This is a genomic window from Bacillus sp. FCW2 (assembly GCF_021228595.1).
In the GTDB taxonomy this organism is placed as follows: Bacteria; Bacillota; Bacilli; order Bacillales; family Bacillaceae; genus Bacillus; species Bacillus velezensis.
The window spans coordinates 3452631-3468381 of the sequence record NZ_CP089436.1; the positions used below are offsets into that span (position 1 = coordinate 3452631).

General features: G+C 47.8%; 15 protein-coding genes. 12 read left to right on the forward strand and 3 right to left on the reverse strand.

Annotated features, from left to right (window positions below; translation table 11 throughout):
- Nucleotides 1-12 precede the first annotated feature (12 nt).
- Nucleotides 13-1542, forward strand: coding sequence for an acyl-CoA carboxylase subunit beta (locus K3G25_RS17125; RefSeq protein WP_014418062.1), 1530 nt, complete (start codon nt 13-15; stop codon nt 1540-1542).
- A 54-nt stretch (nt 1543-1596) separates the two neighbouring features.
- Here the strand turns inward: K3G25_RS17125 and K3G25_RS17130 are convergent, their stop codons facing one another.
- From K3G25_RS17130 to K3G25_RS17140, 3 genes are all read right to left on the reverse strand, one after another.
- Nucleotides 1597-2187: an undecaprenyl phosphate transporter UptA gene (locus K3G25_RS17130; protein ID WP_007410125.1), complete on the reverse strand. Its 591-nt coding sequence runs from the start codon at nt 2185-2187 to the stop codon at nt 1597-1599.
- Nucleotides 2188-2261: 74 nt separating this feature from the next.
- Nucleotides 2262-3155 carry a UTP--glucose-1-phosphate uridylyltransferase GalU gene (gene galU, locus K3G25_RS17135; protein ID WP_014418061.1) on the reverse strand — a complete coding sequence of 298 codons (894 nt, stop codon included), beginning with the start codon at nt 3153-3155 and terminating at the stop codon, nt 2262-2264.
- A gap of 6 nt (nt 3156-3161) precedes the next feature.
- The gene (locus tag K3G25_RS17140; RefSeq protein WP_014418060.1) at nt 3162-3569 is read right to left on the reverse strand and encodes a GtrA family protein; all 408 of its coding nucleotides are present in this window, start codon (nt 3567-3569) and stop codon (nt 3162-3164) included.
- A gap of 277 nt (nt 3570-3846) precedes the next feature.
- On the opposite strand from K3G25_RS17140, the gene K3G25_RS17145 reads away from it, so the two are divergent.
- The 11 genes from K3G25_RS17145 (at nt 3847) to bamD (ending at nt 15742) form a co-directional block, all read left to right on the forward strand.
- Nucleotides 3847-4614: a 6-carboxyhexanoate--CoA ligase gene (locus K3G25_RS17145; RefSeq protein ID WP_014418059.1), complete on the forward strand. Its 768-nt coding sequence runs from the start codon at nt 3847-3849 to the stop codon at nt 4612-4614.
- The gene (bioA, locus tag K3G25_RS17150) at nt 4614-5960 is read left to right on the forward strand and encodes an adenosylmethionine--8-amino-7-oxononanoate transaminase (protein ID WP_017417911.1); all 1347 of its coding nucleotides are present in this window, start codon (nt 4614-4616) and stop codon (nt 5958-5960) included. The genes K3G25_RS17145 and bioA overlap by 1 nt, the downstream gene beginning before the upstream one ends.
- Nucleotides 5950-7110 carry an 8-amino-7-oxononanoate synthase gene (gene bioF / locus K3G25_RS17155; RefSeq protein WP_095060161.1) on the forward strand — a complete coding sequence of 387 codons (1161 nt, stop codon included), beginning with the start codon at nt 5950-5952 and terminating at the stop codon, nt 7108-7110. Before bioA ends, bioF begins: the two co-directional genes overlap by 11 nt.
- Complete coding sequence (gene bioD / locus K3G25_RS17160; protein ID WP_022553264.1) at nt 7107-7808, forward strand: dethiobiotin synthase; 702 nt, start codon at nt 7107-7109, stop codon at nt 7806-7808. The genes bioF and bioD overlap by 4 nt, the downstream gene beginning before the upstream one ends.
- A gap of 2 nt (nt 7809-7810) precedes the next feature.
- A complete protein-coding gene (gene bioB, locus K3G25_RS17165) occupies nt 7811-8830 on the forward strand; it encodes a biotin synthase BioB (protein ID WP_007410132.1) in 1020 nt (339 codons plus the stop codon).
- Between the two features lies 1 nt (nt 8831).
- Complete coding sequence (locus K3G25_RS17170) at nt 8832-10028, forward strand: cytochrome P450 (protein ID WP_022553266.1); 1197 nt, start codon at nt 8832-8834, stop codon at nt 10026-10028.
- A gap of 302 nt (nt 10029-10330) precedes the next feature.
- Entirely contained in the window at nt 10331-11776 is a 1446-nt protein-coding gene (locus K3G25_RS17175; protein ID WP_021493389.1) for a GntP family permease, read from the forward strand.
- 24 nt (nt 11777-11800) lie between these two features.
- Nucleotides 11801-12502, forward strand: a complete 702-nt coding sequence (locus tag K3G25_RS17180; protein ID WP_014418052.1) for a CoA transferase subunit A — start codon at nt 11801-11803, stop codon at nt 12500-12502.
- A 17-nt stretch (nt 12503-12519) separates the two neighbouring features.
- The gene (locus tag K3G25_RS17185) at nt 12520-13182 is read left to right on the forward strand and encodes a CoA transferase subunit B (protein WP_007410136.1); all 663 of its coding nucleotides are present in this window, start codon (nt 12520-12522) and stop codon (nt 13180-13182) included.
- Nucleotides 13183-13194: 12 nt separating this feature from the next.
- Entirely contained in the window at nt 13195-13980 is a 786-nt protein-coding gene (locus tag K3G25_RS17190; RefSeq protein WP_014418050.1) for a 3-hydroxybutyrate dehydrogenase, read from the forward strand.
- A 559-nt stretch (nt 13981-14539) separates the two neighbouring features.
- A complete protein-coding gene (bamD, locus tag K3G25_RS17195; RefSeq protein ID WP_100261820.1) occupies nt 14540-15742 on the forward strand; it encodes a bacillomycin D biosynthesis malonyl-CoA transacylase BamD in 1203 nt (400 codons plus the stop codon).
- Nucleotides 15743-15751: the final 9 nt, after the last annotated feature.

A 15751-nucleotide genomic window follows, 5' to 3' on the forward strand; every position in this document is an offset into this window, starting at 1 on the left:
GGAGGGACTCGGATGGATTACGAAAAAGAACGGCAGACACGCAGCAAAACGATTGAAAAGGGAGGAGCCGCGAAATATCACGCAAGCAACGAAAAGAAGGGAAAACTTTTTGTAAGAGACAGGCTGAAGCTTTTATTCGATGACGGCATATCCGTTGAAGACGCTTTTTTCGCCGAGTGCATGTCAGACGGACTGCCGGCTGACGGGGTCGTTACCGGGATCGGAACCATCGGCGGCAGAACCGTTTGTGTGATGGCAAACGACTCAACCGTAAAGGCGGGCTCGTGGGGCGCGAAAACGGTGGAAAAAATCATCCGCATTCAGGAGACGGCGGAAAAGCTTCAGTGTCCGCTCTTGTACTTAGTCGATTCCGCAGGTGCGAGAATTACGGATCAGGTCGACATGTTCCCGGGCAGAAGGGGAGCCGGCCGCATCTTTTATAATCAAGTAAAGCTGTCGGGCCGCATTCCGCAAATCTGTTTATTGTTCGGCCCTTCCGCTGCGGGCGGCGCTTATATTCCGGCCTTTTGCGACATTGTCATTATGGTCGAAGGCAATGCATCCATGTACTTAGGTTCCCCGCGCATGGCGGAAATGGTGATCGGCGAGAAAGTATCGCTTGAAGAAATGGGCGGCGCCCGTATGCATTGTTCCGTATCAGGCTGCGGTGATCTCCTCGCCCCGACGGAACAGGAAGCAATCATGATGGCGCAGACATATCTCAGCTACTTTCCGGCAAATTATACTGAAAAAGCGCCCGTCAACAAATCTAAGAACCCGAAAGCTTTTGAAAAACCGCTCTCAGATGTCATCCCGGCACATCAAAACGCACCGTTCAACATGATGGATTTAATTGAACGTGTCATTGATGAAGACTCATTTTTTGAGATTAAACCGTTATTTGCGCAGGAATTAATAACGGGGCTTGCGCGGATTCACGGACAGCCGGTCGGCATTATCGCCAATCAGCCGCGTGTCAAAGGCGGGGTTTTATTTCTCGATTCGGCGGATAAAGCCGCAAAATTTATCGCTTTGTGCGACGCATTCCATATTCCGCTTCTGTTTTTAGCAGACATTCCCGGATTCATGATCGGAACGAAGGTTGAGCAGGCGGGCATCATCAGGCATGGCGCAAAAATGATCTCCGCAATGGCGGAAGCGACTGTTCCGAAGCTTTCCGTTATCGTCAGAAAAGCCTACGGTGCCGGATTATACGCGATGGCGGGGCCTGCTTTTGAACCGGACTGCTGTTTAGCGCTTCCGACTGCGCAAATTGCCGTAATGGGTCCTGAAGCAGCGGTGAATGCGGTCTACGCAAAGAAAATCAGCGAGCTAGCCCCTGAAGAAAGACCGGCTTTTATTCAAGAAAAGCGTGATGAATATAAGGAAGACATTAACCTTTACCGGCTTGCCTCTGAAATGGTGATTGACGGCATTGTTCCTGCTGATTCCTTGCGGGATGAACTCAATAAACGCCTCACTGCTTACATGTCCAAACAACTGACATTCACACACCGGAAACACCCCGTATACCCGGTATAAATAAAAAAAAGACTGCACAGATCCGGCTCACAGCCGTTCTTATGCAGTCTTTTTTCACAGTCTTGATCTCATTTTCTTTACAACAAAATAAACAACAATAAATACGAGCGCCAATATAATGATCGGAGTTGTATACATTCCGGCATAGCTGTCTACGTCTTTCCACTGTCCCCCGAGCTGATACCCGAGATAAACGAAAATGACAGACCACGGAATAATGGCAAGCGTCGTCAATATGACAAACTTGGAAAGAGGCATTTTCGCAAGGCCGGCCGGGATGGAAATCGCATGTCTGACGACCGGGATAAACCGCGCCGAAAACACAACGCCGGCGCCGTAACGGCGAAACCAGTTTTCCGCAACATCAACATGATGCTTTTTCAGAAGTAAGTACTTGCCGTACTTGTCCAAAAACGGCCGTCCCCCATAACGGGCGATCCAGTAAATAAAGCACTGCGCGATCGTTCCCCCGATCACACCGGCGACAATGGCGCCGATAAAGCTGATCGTACCTTCTGACACCATATAGCCTCCGTAAGCCAGAACGATTTCACTCGGAATGATTTCGATCATTAATCCGAGCGCAATCCCTAAATAGCCCATACTTGTCAGCCAGGATAATATTTCACTAATAAAATTGCCCACACTGTTCACAACCTCTTTATCTTTTTACCCAATTATATGACTGATTGACAAGCAAAATGGTTACAAATTATTTTTTAGCGCACGATTTCTTCAGATTCTCTTTTTAACACCTCTTCTAAATAAGCTAAAAGTTTCGGTCTCATTTCTTCCCGCAGAAGCCCGATCTCCGTGCCGGCCATAAAACAGCCGAACTTATCTCCTATATCAAACCGGCTTCCTTCAAGCTCCCGCGCATAAATGCTTCGGGTGCGGCACACTTCGCGCAGCGCGTCTGTCAATTGGATTTCGTTGCCCGCGCCTCTTCCGATCGTCTTCAGCGTTTTAAAAATAGCAGGGGTTAATATGTAGCGGCCCATCACGGCAATATGAGAGGGCGCCTTTTCAACAGCCGGTTTCTCAATCAGATCCTCAACCTGGTATACATGACCGCTCTGCCGCCCCGTCTGTATAATACCATATTTGCTGACATCAGCAGGATCGACGGGCTGTACGCCGATCGTTTCTGTGCCGTGTTGGTTATAGACGTCTATGAGCTGTGAAAGAGCGGGAGTGTCAGATACCATAATATCATCACCTAAGAGAACGGCAAAAGGCTCATCTCCGATAAAATGCTCCGCACACAGCACCGCATGTCCTAATCCGAGCGGTTCTTTCTGACGGATGTAATGAATATTGGCCAAATCGGCGATCTGCTGCATCTCCTTCAGCGTCTCCGTCTTGCCTTTTTCCCGCAGATTGAATTCCAATTCCGCCGACCGGTCAAAATGATCTTCAATCGAACGTTTGTTTCTCCCTGTAATAATCAGTATATCTTCAATTCCTGACGCTGCGGCCTCTTCGACAATATATTGGATGGCCGGTTTGTCGACAATCGGCAGCATTTCTTTCGGCTGCGCCTTTGTCGCCGGCAGAAATCTCGTTCCTAAACCTGCTGCGGGAATGACCGCTTTTCTCACTTTTTTTCTCATTCATCTTCACTCCTGATCCTGTATGTTTTTCAGCGAATCTCCAAATACCCAGATTCGGTTTCCGATAAAATTCATCATCATTCCGCCGATAGTGGCGGCGAACTTACTCACCAATAGCGAACAGCCGCCTTTTTGAAACGCGTAAAGCAGCAAAAAGGTGATTCCCGACGCGGCAAGATTAATCATGAGAAATCGCATGATCTCTTTCCCGTCAGCCTTGCGTTTTACACGAAACGTCCACTTCCGGTTCCATACATAGCTGTTGATGATCCCTGCCGAATAGGAGCAGATCTGCGCCGGAAGATAGGGGACATGACAAGCGGCGAGAAGAAAGAAGACACCAAAATCAATCAGCGTATTTCCGACGCCTACAGTGCAAAAACGGCCTGCTGTCTTTACTTTTTCTTTCAGCATAACGGCATCCGGCTTTGACCTCCCTTCATAAGTAAGATGCGGATCGCTGTCCTATTTGTTGATATGGATTACTTTAACGGACAGTGTTGAATAAACAATTACTAAAATATGAACAAAACATGAAAACGTAATGAGGCTTTGCAAAACTCATTAAGTTAACAGTTTGATAGTTTAGGTTGACATATTCCGTGAGGGGCACTAATATTCTGTATAAGTGTTAACCTTTAATTATTTTGGTTAACATTAATTTTCAAAGTAAGAGAAAGGAGGGGAATATATGCGGGAAGAAACCTATTACAGCGTCAGAATGAGAGCTTCCCGAAACGCCCCCCATGAGCAGGGCGGAAAACACATTTCCGGCGGAGAACGGCTCATCACTTACGGCGGTTTACAGGAAGCGGTAGATGGCTTATTACATAAAGGCTTCTCGCACTCAAGAGGGATACCTGATTTTATGCAAATTCAGCTTGAAAGCGTTAATGAACCGATCGAAACGATCCGCCCTTTGCCGGTTGCTTTCCATCAAACAGACACGCCGGAAAAAGGACAAGCGATCGCCCGCAAGCTTCTGCAAAAGGCGGGAATTCCCCCGCACATGATAGAGAAAGCGTACGAAAACATTGCGGAATATGCAGACGCAAGAGGAGCGGTCCTGTTTGATATCCGGGCAGGAAAACGCATTGACGGCAGAGGAAATAGAGGTGTGCGGGTATCTCGAGTGGATTGGCCGTCACATGATTTTCAAAAATGGGCTTTTACTCACAACATGCCGGAAAATTCACGAATAAAAGAAGCACATGCCATCGCGGCAAAAGTTTGCGCATATCCGGGGATTATTGCTGAATTGTGCTGGTCGGATGATCCTGATTACATAACAGGCTACGTTGCCGCAAAGAAGCTGGGATATCAGCGGATTGCCAAGATGAAAAATGCCGGAGATGAAAGCGGCTGCCGGATTTTCTTTACAGATGGCTCCATAGATACAGAGAGCTGTATCCATTTTTTGGAGAAGCAGCCTGTATTCATTCAGCGGGAGGAGAAATGATGAAACAATCAATGATTGAAAAAAGCAAACAGCATCTTTGGCTGCCTTTCACACAAATGAAAGATTACGATGAAGATCCGTTAATCATTGAAAGCGGAAACGGGATCATGCTGAAAGACATCAGCGGCAAAGAATATTATGACGGCTTTTCTTCAGTATGGCTCAATGTACACGGCCACCGCAAAAAAGAAATGGATGAAGCGATTCAAAAACAGCTTGAAAAAATCGCTCATTCGACTTTGCTGGGTATGACGAACGTTCCCGCAACAGAACTTGCCGAGATGCTGACAGGCATCACACCGGAAAAGCTGACACGCGTTTTTTACTCCGACAGCGGAGCGGAAGCAATGGAAATCGCTCTGAAAATGGCCTTTCAATACTGGAAAAACATAGGGAGACCCGAGAAACAGACGTTTATTTCTATGCAGAACGGCTATCACGGCGATACGATCGGAGCCGTCAGCGTCGGCTCCATTGAACTCTTCCACCATGTGTACGGCCCGCTGATGTTTGAAAGCTACAAAGCCCCGATTCCGTATGTATACAGATCTGAAAGCGGCGCCCCCGTACAGTGCCGGGATGAATGCCTTCACGCGCTCGAACAGCTGCTTGCAAAGCACCACGAAGAGATTGCCGCACTTACGATTGAATCGATGGTGCAAGGCGCATCCGGGATGATCGTCATGCCTGAAGGCTTTCTGGCAGGCGTACGAAAGCTGTGTACGGCATATGATGTGTTAATGATCGTTGACGAAGTGGCGACGGGGTTCGGCCGCACCGGAAAAATGTTTGCCTGTGAGCATGAAAATGTCCAGCCGGACTTGATGGCGGCAGGGAAAGGCATTACGGGAGGCTATTTGCCGATCGCTGTGACGTTTGCCACAGAAGCCATTTATGAAGCCTTCTACGATGACTACGACAAAATGAAAACATTTTTCCACGGCCATTCCTATACAGGAAATCAGCTTGGCTGTGCCGCGGCAATTGAAAATCTGCGATTATTCGAATCAGAACGCATCGTTGAACGAGTCGCCGAAAAATCAAAAACGGCAGCGGAATTTCTTCATGATCTGAAGCAGCTTCCCCATGTCGGCGATGTCCGCCAGCTCGGTTTCATGTGCGGCATAGAGCTTGTGCAGGATAAGGGGACAAAACAGCCTTATCCGCCTGAAAAGCGGATGGGATACAAGGTGTCCTTGAAAATGAGAGAGCTTGGTATGCTGACACGGCCGCTCGGAGACGTCATCGCCTTTCTGCCGCCGCTTGCCAGCACAACCGATCAGTTACAAGCCATGATCTCCATTATGAAAGAAGCGATAGCCGAGGTGACCGGCCGTGGATTTTGACGGATGGCTCCTCAAAAGGCTCGATGCGGTGAAAAGAGACGGGCTGTATCGGACGCTGCGAACACAGGAATCCGCTCTCAAAACCAAGGGGCAAAAGCGGCAGACCTGGGCGTCCAATGACTATTTAGGCCTGTCAAAAGATGAGCGGCTGATCACAGCCGCGCAAACGGCGCTGAGCCGGTTCGGAGCGGGAAGCGGGGGCTCACGGTTAACGACAGGAAATACTGTGTGGCACGAAAAACTTGAACAAACAATCGCGGACTTTAAACAGACGGAAGCGGCTTTATTGTTTTCAAGCGGTTACTTGGCGAATATCGGCGTGCTTGCCTCACTGCCTCAAAAAGGCGATGTCATTTTAAGCGATCAACTGAACCATGCGAGCATTGTTGACGGCTGCCGTTTATCAAAAGCGGAAACCATCGTGTACCGCCATATTGATATGGCTGATCTTGAGAAAAAACTTGCCTCCGTCCAGGCTCGGAACCGCCGCTTTATCGTCACAGACGGCGTCTTCAGCATGGACGGCACAATTGCGCCTCTTGACCGCATAATGGCGCTTGCAAAGCAGTACCAGGCATTTGTGATAGCAGATGACGCGCATGCAACCGGTGTACTCGGGGAAAACGGCGGGGGAACCAGTGACTATTTCGGTGTTTGTCCTGATGTTGTCATCGGCACATTAAGCAAAGCTGTAGGAACGGAAGGCGGTTTTGCCGCGGGATCAAACATTTTCATTGATTTTTTGCTGAATCAGGCGCGGACGTTTATTTTTCAGACGGCCCTCCCGCCGTCAATTTGTGCGGCTTCGCATACGGCATTTGACATCATATCAGATATGCACGATACGCGCCGTGAGCTGCAGACGTCTGTCAAAACAATAAAAACGCGTCTGGCCGATATCGGCTTTACCGTAAGAGGCGGAGATACACCGATTATCCCCGTCATCATCGGTGATGCAAAAACAGCGGTTTCAGCCGCTGCGCTGCTGGAGAAAAAGGGAATCTGCGCCCCGGCCATCCGCCCGCCCGCCGTTCCGGAAGGCGAAAGCAGAATCAGGCTGACCGTTACGGCGGATCGCAGCTTACAGGACATAGACGAGCTGACAGAAGCATTTGATTCCATTAGAAAAGAGCTGAATATAAACAAATGAGAAGTTTTTTTGTCACAGGAACAGATACCGGCGTCGGAAAAACCATCGTTTCTTGTGGACTTGCCGCGGCATTCCGGCAGAAACAGGCGGATATCGGAGTGTTTAAGCCGTTTTTAAGCGGCGTGCCGCGGACTCATCCGGAAAGTGACACCTCGCTGTTGAAAGACATGTCACAAACCGCACTGTCTCATGAAGAAATTACGCCATTTGAATGGAAAGAGCCGCTTGCGCCGTACACGGCCGCCATGCTTGAGGGGAAATCCGTGAGCATGGATGAAGTCATGGCCCACTGGAGTAAGATCAAAAATCGTCATGAGTGTTTCATCGTCGAGGGGGCAGGCGGCATTTCCGTCCCGCTTGGTGAAAATTACTTAGTCAGTGATCTGATAAAAGCCTTGGAATTGCCGGCAGTGATTGTCACCAGGCCTGATCTCGGAACCATCAACCACACATATTTAACCGTTGAATATGCGAAAAACATGGGGATAGAGGTTCTCGGCATTATTATCAACGGCGTAAAGAGCCGGCCGGGGCTGGACGAAAAGACAAACCCGAGCATGATTGAAACATTATGCAAAGTTCCGATTTTGGGAATCACACCGAAGCTGGATCACGTTTCACCGGAAAACATTCAACACATGATTGAGAAACATATAGATGTTTCCTCTTTCATGAATCTGACACAAATGGGGAGATAAACATGAATCAATGGATGGATCTTGCAGAGAGAGTGCTGGACGGGGCGGAAGTAACGAATCAAGAAGCGCTGGCCATTTTAAATTGTCCTGATGAGGATCTTTTATTGCTGATGCATGCCGCTTTTCATATCAGAAAACGATTTTACGGAAAAAAAGTAAAGCTGAATATGATTATGAATGCAAAATCAGGCCTGTGTCCGGAAAATTGCGGGTACTGTTCACAATCTTCAATATCAAAAGCGCCGATCGAGTCTTATCGGATGGTGGATAAGCATATATTGCTGAAGGGGGCAAAACGCGCCCACGACCTGAATATAGGGACATACTGCATCGTCGCCAGCGGGCGGGGACCGTCGAACAGAGAAGTAGATCAAGTTGTTGATGCTGTTAAAGAAATTAAAGAAACGTACGGTTTAAAAATCTGCGCATGCCTCGGTCTGCTGAAGCCGGAACAGGCAGAGCGGCTGAAACAGGCAGGAGTAGACCGGTACAATCATAACATCAATACATCACAAAGGAATCACTCAAACATTACGACCTCCCACACGTATGACGACAGGGTCAACACAGTGGAAACGGCGAAACAATCGGGGATGTCACCTTGTTCTGGTGTCATCGTCGGCATGAAAGAGACGAAACAGGACGTCATTGATATGGCGAACAGCTTAAAAGCGCTTGACGCCGACAGCATCCCGGTTAATTTTCTGCATGCGATTGACGGAACTCCGTTAGAAGGGGTAAGCGAATTACATCCGGTGTATTGCCTGAAAGTGCTCGCCTTATTCCGTTTTATCAATCCGTCAAAAGAAATCCGTATCTCAGGAGGCCGGGAAGTCAACCTTCGTTCGCTGCAGCCGCTGGGACTTTATGCCGCAAATTCGATTTTCGTCGGAGATTACTTAACGACAGCAGGGCAGCAAGAAACAGAGGATCATCAAATGCTCCATGATTTAGGTTTTGAAGTCGAATCCGTTGAAGAAATGAAAGCCGGCCTGCAATCCGCCTGCAATACGGAGGTATAAGATGACGGCGGGCCTATCGATTGCACATCCGTCTCTCCATGCGGATTCGGATTTTTGGAATGACCCTTACCCGTTTTATGACAAACTGCGATCCATTGATCCTGTTTATAAAGGGACCGTATTAAAATATCCGGGCTGGTATGTCACCGGGTACAAAGAGGCGGCAGCGATTCTGAAAGACACCCGATTTAAAAACCGCATTCCTCTTCCGGAAGCTTCAACGAAATATCAAAATCTATCGCATATCCAGCACGATATGCTGTTATTTAAAAATCAATCAGACCATAAGCGGATGCGGATGCTTATCGGTAAAGAATTTACCGCAAAGACGGCGGAATCACTTCGCCCTTGTATAAAAGAAACGGTTCATGACTTGTTGGATCAAGTCCAAATCAAAAAAAACGCTGACCTTGTTTCAGAGTTTGCCTTTCCATTGGCAAGCCTTATCATTGCGGAGATACTCGGAGTGCCGAAAGAGGAGAGATATCAATTCAGACAATGGACGGCAGACGTCATTCAGGCCATTGACCTTACCCGATCAAGAAAGACGTTAGTCAGAGCCAGCGACACCGCAGGCAGGCTGACGTCATACTTCAGAGATTTGATTCACAAGCGGAAAGCTCACCCTCAGCAAGACTTGATCAGCAGGTTTATTATGGAGGAACAGCTTTCAAAAGAGGAAGTGCTCGCGACATGTATCTTACTTGTCATAGCCGGACACGAGACGACGGTAAACCTCATGTGCAACGGTGTGTTTACTTTATTGAAACACCCTGAACAGCTTAGCGCACTGAGAGAAAACCCCTCGCTTATTGAAACTGCAGTTGAGGAATGTTTGCGCTACGACAGCCCCGCGCAGCTGACGGCACGCACCGCTTCAGAAGACTGTGAAATAAATGGGAAGACCATAAAAAAAGGAGAGCAGGTATATATCCTTTTAGGAGCAGCCAATCGCGATCCAAGCATATTCGATCAACCTCACAAAATGGATATCCAAAGAAAGCCGAATCCGCATCTTGCATTCGGAAAGAACGCCCATTTTTGTATAGGCTCCTCATTAGCGCGTATCGAAGCACAAATTGCAATTCTCACACTGTTTGAGCGGATGCCTAAGCTTCGGCTGGCCGCACACCGCCTTGAATACCGTAAGCTCATTGGTTTTAGGTCGCTCAAAGAGCTTCCGGTTGTCATTGGCTGAATGACCATGCAGGAGGGCCGGATTTTATCGGTTCCTCTTGCAGGAAATAAATGAAAGAAAAAAGAATACATATTTATAAAGCAAAAATCCTCTCTGATCCATCTCACTATCCCTAAAAAACTCACTGCTCAGCCAATCAATATAATGCAGCAAGGGTCTCCTTTTCTTTCGCCAAAACGGAACATTCACCATGATGCATATTTTTTCAGCCTCAAAAACAGTGCAAAACCGGCATGTTTTTGCTTTATTTTCTTGATTTTTTGTAAGCGCTTACTAATTTTGAGCAGAAAAGAGGGGGATTTGTGGACATTGTTATTATTTTATTGGCATTAGGCATGCTGATGTTTGCGGCTTACCGGGGCTTTTCAGTCATTTTATTCGCTCCGATTTGCGCGCTGTTTGCTGTGCTCCTGACAGATCCAAGCTTCGTACTTCCTTTCTTCTCGAATATATTTATGGAGAAGATGGTAGGATTTATTAAGCTGTATTTTCCCGTATTTCTTTTAGGAGCCGTTTTTGGCAAGGTTGTTGAAATATCAGGGCTCGCTGAGTCGATTGCAAAAACAATCGTCAAGCTTGTAGGAGCAAAAAGAGCCATTCTCGCCATCGTCTTAATGGGTGCGATTTTAACGTACAGCGGCGTCAGTCTCTTCGTAGCGGTGTTTGCCATTTATCCGTTTGCTAAAAACCTATTTATGAAAGCTGATATTCCCAAGCGTCTGATACCCGGTACGATTGCATTGGGCGCCTTTACATTTACAATGGATGCGCTTCCCGGCACACCGCAAATTCAAAATGTCATTCCGACAGCATTTTTTAAAACAAACATTTATGCCGCTCCCTGGCTCGGACTGATTGGTGCAGCATTTGTGCTTACGGCCGGAATGATTTATTTAGAATCCCGGCGCAAAAAAGCGGCCAATGCCGGAGAAGGCTATGCTGGATTTCAATCTGAAGTTTCCGCTGCAGAGGAATCCTCAGGTCTGGCTAATGAAAAACATACGCCTGTTTTACCTCGGGAGGCAGAATCCAGCCCCGCGCGGCAAGTGCTCGCCTTTGTTCCGCTTATCCTTGTGGGAGTCATGAACAAATGCTTCACGATGTGGCTCCCGCATTGGTACCCTGACGGATTTGATTTTGCGCCGCTCGGTTTAGAAGCGTTCGGGAAGATTGACCTTTCCTCTGTCACTGCGATCTGGTCAGTAGAACTCGCACTGTTCATCGGAATCATGACAACGATTTTGTTCGATTGGAAAAAAGTCCTCTTCAATTTGAAAGAAGGACTGAATGAGGGCATCGGGGGCGCCTTGCTGGCGTCGATGAATACAGGAGCCGAATACGGATTTGGCGGCATCATTGCGGCGCTTCCCGGCTTTAAAATGGTCAGCAGCGGCATATCGCAGACGTTTACTGATCCGCTCGTCAACGGAGCGGTGACGACCACTGCGCTTGCCGGGATTACAGGATCGGCATCAGGAGGAATGGGCATCGCTTTAAGCACGATGTCAGCAGCGTATACAGAAGCAATCAATACATTCCACATCCCGCCGGAGGTCATGCACCGGGTAATTTCGATGGCCTCCGGCGGGATGGACACTCTTCCGCATAATGGCGCCGTCATTACGCTGCTCGCGGTCACCGGGTTGACCCACCGCCAATCTTACAGGGATATCTTTGCCATTACCGTCATTAAAACAGCCGCTGTGTTTGTCATCATCGCCATTTACAGTCTGACGGGCCTTGTGTAGCCAAAACAGAAAGGGGAAACGAATATGGGAAAAGGAAAAGTGATGGACTCTTATCAAGATGCTGCTGCACTGATCAAGGACGGAGACACCCTCATCGCAGGAGGCTTCGGCCTGTGCGGCATTCCGGAACAATTAATTCTCGCGATCAGGGACAGCGGCGTAAAAAACTTGACCGTTGTCAGTAATAACTGCGGTGTTGATGATTGGGGGTTAGGCCTCTTGCTTGCAAACCGGCAGATCAAAAAAATGGTCGCATCCTATGTGGGAGAAAACAAAACCTTTGAACGGCAGTTTTTAAGCGGAGAGCTGGAAGTCGAATTGGTGCCCCAAGGAACGCTCGCAGAAAGAATTCGCGCGGGAGGGGCGGGCATTCCGGCGTTTTATACACCTGCAGGCGTCGGAACATCAGTAGCCGAGGGAAAAGAACATAAGACATTTGACGGGCGCACCTATCTTCTGGAGAAAGGGATTACAGGGAACGCCGCCATCGTAAAGGCCTGGAAAGCCGATCCTCTGGGCAACCTGATGTTCAGAAAGACGGCAAGAAATTTCAATCCGCTCGCTGCAATGGCAGGCAAAGTGACGATTGCAGAGGCTGAAGAAATCGTCGATGCCGGAGAGCTTGATCCGGATCAAATTCATACGCCGGGTATTTTTGTGCAGCACGTGCTGCCCGGCGGGATTCATGAAAAACGGATTGAACGCCGCACCGTCCGGCAAGCATGATAAAGGAGGCTGACAGAATGAGAGATAGCAGAAAACGAATGATCAAACGGGCTGTAAAGGAAATAAAGGACGGAATGAATGTGAACTTGGGGATAGGTATGCCGACGCTTGTAGCCAATGAGATACCGAATGATTATAACGTCCTGCTTCAGTCTGAAAACGGCTTGCTCGGGATCGGGCCTTATCCGGCGGAAGGAACGGAGGACCCCGATCTGATCAATGCGGGAAAAGAAACCATTACCGAGGTAAAGGGAGCCTCGTATTTTGACAGTGCCGAATCCTTTGCCATGATTCGCGGCGGCCACATTGATGTAGCGATCCTCGGCGGGATGGAAGTTTCCGAACGGGGAGATTTGGCGAACTGGATGATCCCCGGAAAAATGATCAAAGGAATGGGCGGCGCCATGGACTTGGTCCACGGAGCAAAACGGATTATTGTCATCATGGAGCACGTTAATAAATATGGGGAATCTAAAGTGAGAACGGAATGTACGCTTCCTTTAACCGGCAGGCAGGTGGTCGATCGGCTGATCACAGATTTGGCTGTTTTCGATTTTCATGATGGCCGTATGACGCTCACCGAACTGCAGGAAGGTGTAACAATGGAGGAGGTCTTTGAGAAAACAGAAGGTCATTTTACTGTCAGCCAGTCGTTAAAAAACGGGGTCAGACCAAAATGAGGAGGTGCCGTCATGCATTCATTGCTTATTGAAAAAACAGCCGTTGTAACAGGAGCAGCCGGAGGAATCGGGCTTGAAATCGCAAAAGAATTCGCCCGTGAAGGAGCAGCCGTCATCATCTCTGATGTAAACGAACAAGCGGGGAAAGAAGCGGCGGCAAGACTGAAAGATGAAGGCTGTGAAGCAGTCAGCATCACATGCGATGTAACAAATGAAAAACAAGTGGCTGACATGCTGCAGACGGTCGAGAAACAATTCGGACGTCTCGATATCCTTGTGAATAATGCGGGCATTCAGCATGTCGCGCCCATCGAGGAATTTCCCACCGAACAGTTTGAACGGCTCATTCGTCTCATGCTGACTGCGCCATTTATCGCAATGAAGCATGCATTCCCCATTATGAAAAAACAGCAATTCGGTCGAATCATTAATATGGCGTCTGTCAACGGATTGATCGGTTTTCACGGGAAAGCGGCATATAACAGCGCCAAGCACGGCGTCATCGGTTTAACGAAAGTCGGCGCACTTGAAGGCGCGGCTGACGGCATTACCGTCAATGCGCTTTGTCCGGGATATGTGGACACTCAGCTTGTCCGCAATCAGTTAAAGGACATTTCCGCAACAAGGAATGTACCGTACGAACGGGTGCTTGAGGACGTCATCTTTCCGCTCGTTCCCCAAAAACGGCTGCTGTCAGTGAAGGAAATCGCTGATTACGCCGTATTTTTGGCCAGCGACAAAGCAAAAGGGGTCACAGGTCAGGCCGTAGTCATGGACGGCGGGTATACCGCTCAATAGTTCTTATACTTTTTAAAAAAACAGCCGCTCTGAACGGCTGTTTTTTTATGCCTGAAAACCTTGTTCACTCAATAGGCCGATTTACTGCGTCAATCGCTATCCGGGCTGGGTCATTCACATGTTCTCCGGCGTATTTCGCCCTTGCAGATTTTCCTCATTCAGATCCATCTCTTGCGCCACATTTATAATCAAGCGCAATCAGTTTACAATCCTTCACAGATATACAAATGATTTTTTACAATAAACAGAAAATATGTAATTTCTGACACAATTATGCCGATAGCCCTAAAACATATGAAACATAAAGAGCGCGTTCTAAGTGAAGAAGAGCCGGTAACAGGCTCCACGCCGGCTTTCATCATCTCTCTTTAAGACTGATTTTCGGTGAAACCTCCATGTTTTATTTTATGAATAAATATATCTAATTCGTTTGTAAAATCGAACAATAACTCCTCCGAAAGTATTCTATACACATTTGTTATAATCATGCTAGGATGTTAGATAAAGGGATATTTTGTAGGATATTGTATTCCCTGTTCAATATGATCGGAGGAATCTCATGAACAATCTTGCCTTTTTATTTCCTGGACAAGGGTCTCAATTTGTAGGAATGGGCAAACAATTTTGGAATGATTTTATGCTCGCAAAGAGATTGTTTGAAGAAGCGAGCGATGCGATCTCCTTGGATGTAAAAAAACTGTGTTTTAACGGAGATATGAATGAATTGACAAAGACAATGAACGCGCAGCCCGCTATTTTAACGGTCAGTGTGATTGCTTTTCAAGTGTATATGCAGGAAATAGGGGTGAAGCCCCGCTTCCTGGCAGGCCATAGCTTAGGCGAATATTCAGCGCTTGTCTGTGCCGGCGCCCTTTCTTTTCAGGATGCCGTTACACTTGTAAGGGAGCGGGGAATTCTTATGCAAAATGCGGATCCCAAGCAGCAGGGGGCGATGGCCGCCGTGACTCACCTCTCTCTTCAAACGTTGCAAGAAATATGTTCGAAAGTGTCGACGGAAGACTTTCCGGCAGGAGTAGCCTGCATGAATTCAGAACAGCAGCATGTGATTTCCGGACACCGGCAAGCTGTGGAACGTGTCATCAAGATGGCGGAGGAAAAGGGTGCGGCATACACTTATTTGAATGTCAGTGCGCCTTTTCACAGTTCGATGATACGATCAGCCTCCGAACAATTCCAGACTGTATTACACCGGTATTCCTTCCGGGATGCCGCATGGCCGATCATTTCAAATGTCACCGCGCGCCCTTACAGCAGCGGAAATTCGATCAGCGAACACCTCAAGCAACACATGACGATGCCGGTAAGATGGACAGAATCGATGCATTACTTGCTTTTACACGGAGTGACGGAAGTCATCGAAATGGGTCCGAACAATGTCCTAGCCGGTCTGCTGAGAAAAACAACGAATCACATTGTACCTTATCCCTTAGGACAGACATCCGATGTTCCCCCGCTTTCCAATTCAGCGGAAAGAAAGAAACATATTGTCCATTTACGCAAAAAACAACTGAATAAATTGATGATTCAATCCGTCATTGCGCGAAATTACAACAAGGATTCAGCGGCTTATTCCAATATGACGACGCCATTATTTACGCAAATCCAAGAGCTGAAAGAGAGAATGAAAAGGCATGAAGACGTGCTTTCAGAACAAGAACTCGAACATTCGATCCATTTATGCAAATTAATTTGTGAAGCTAAACAGCTTCCGGCTTGGGAAGAATTGCGGATTTTAAAATAAAGCGCCCAG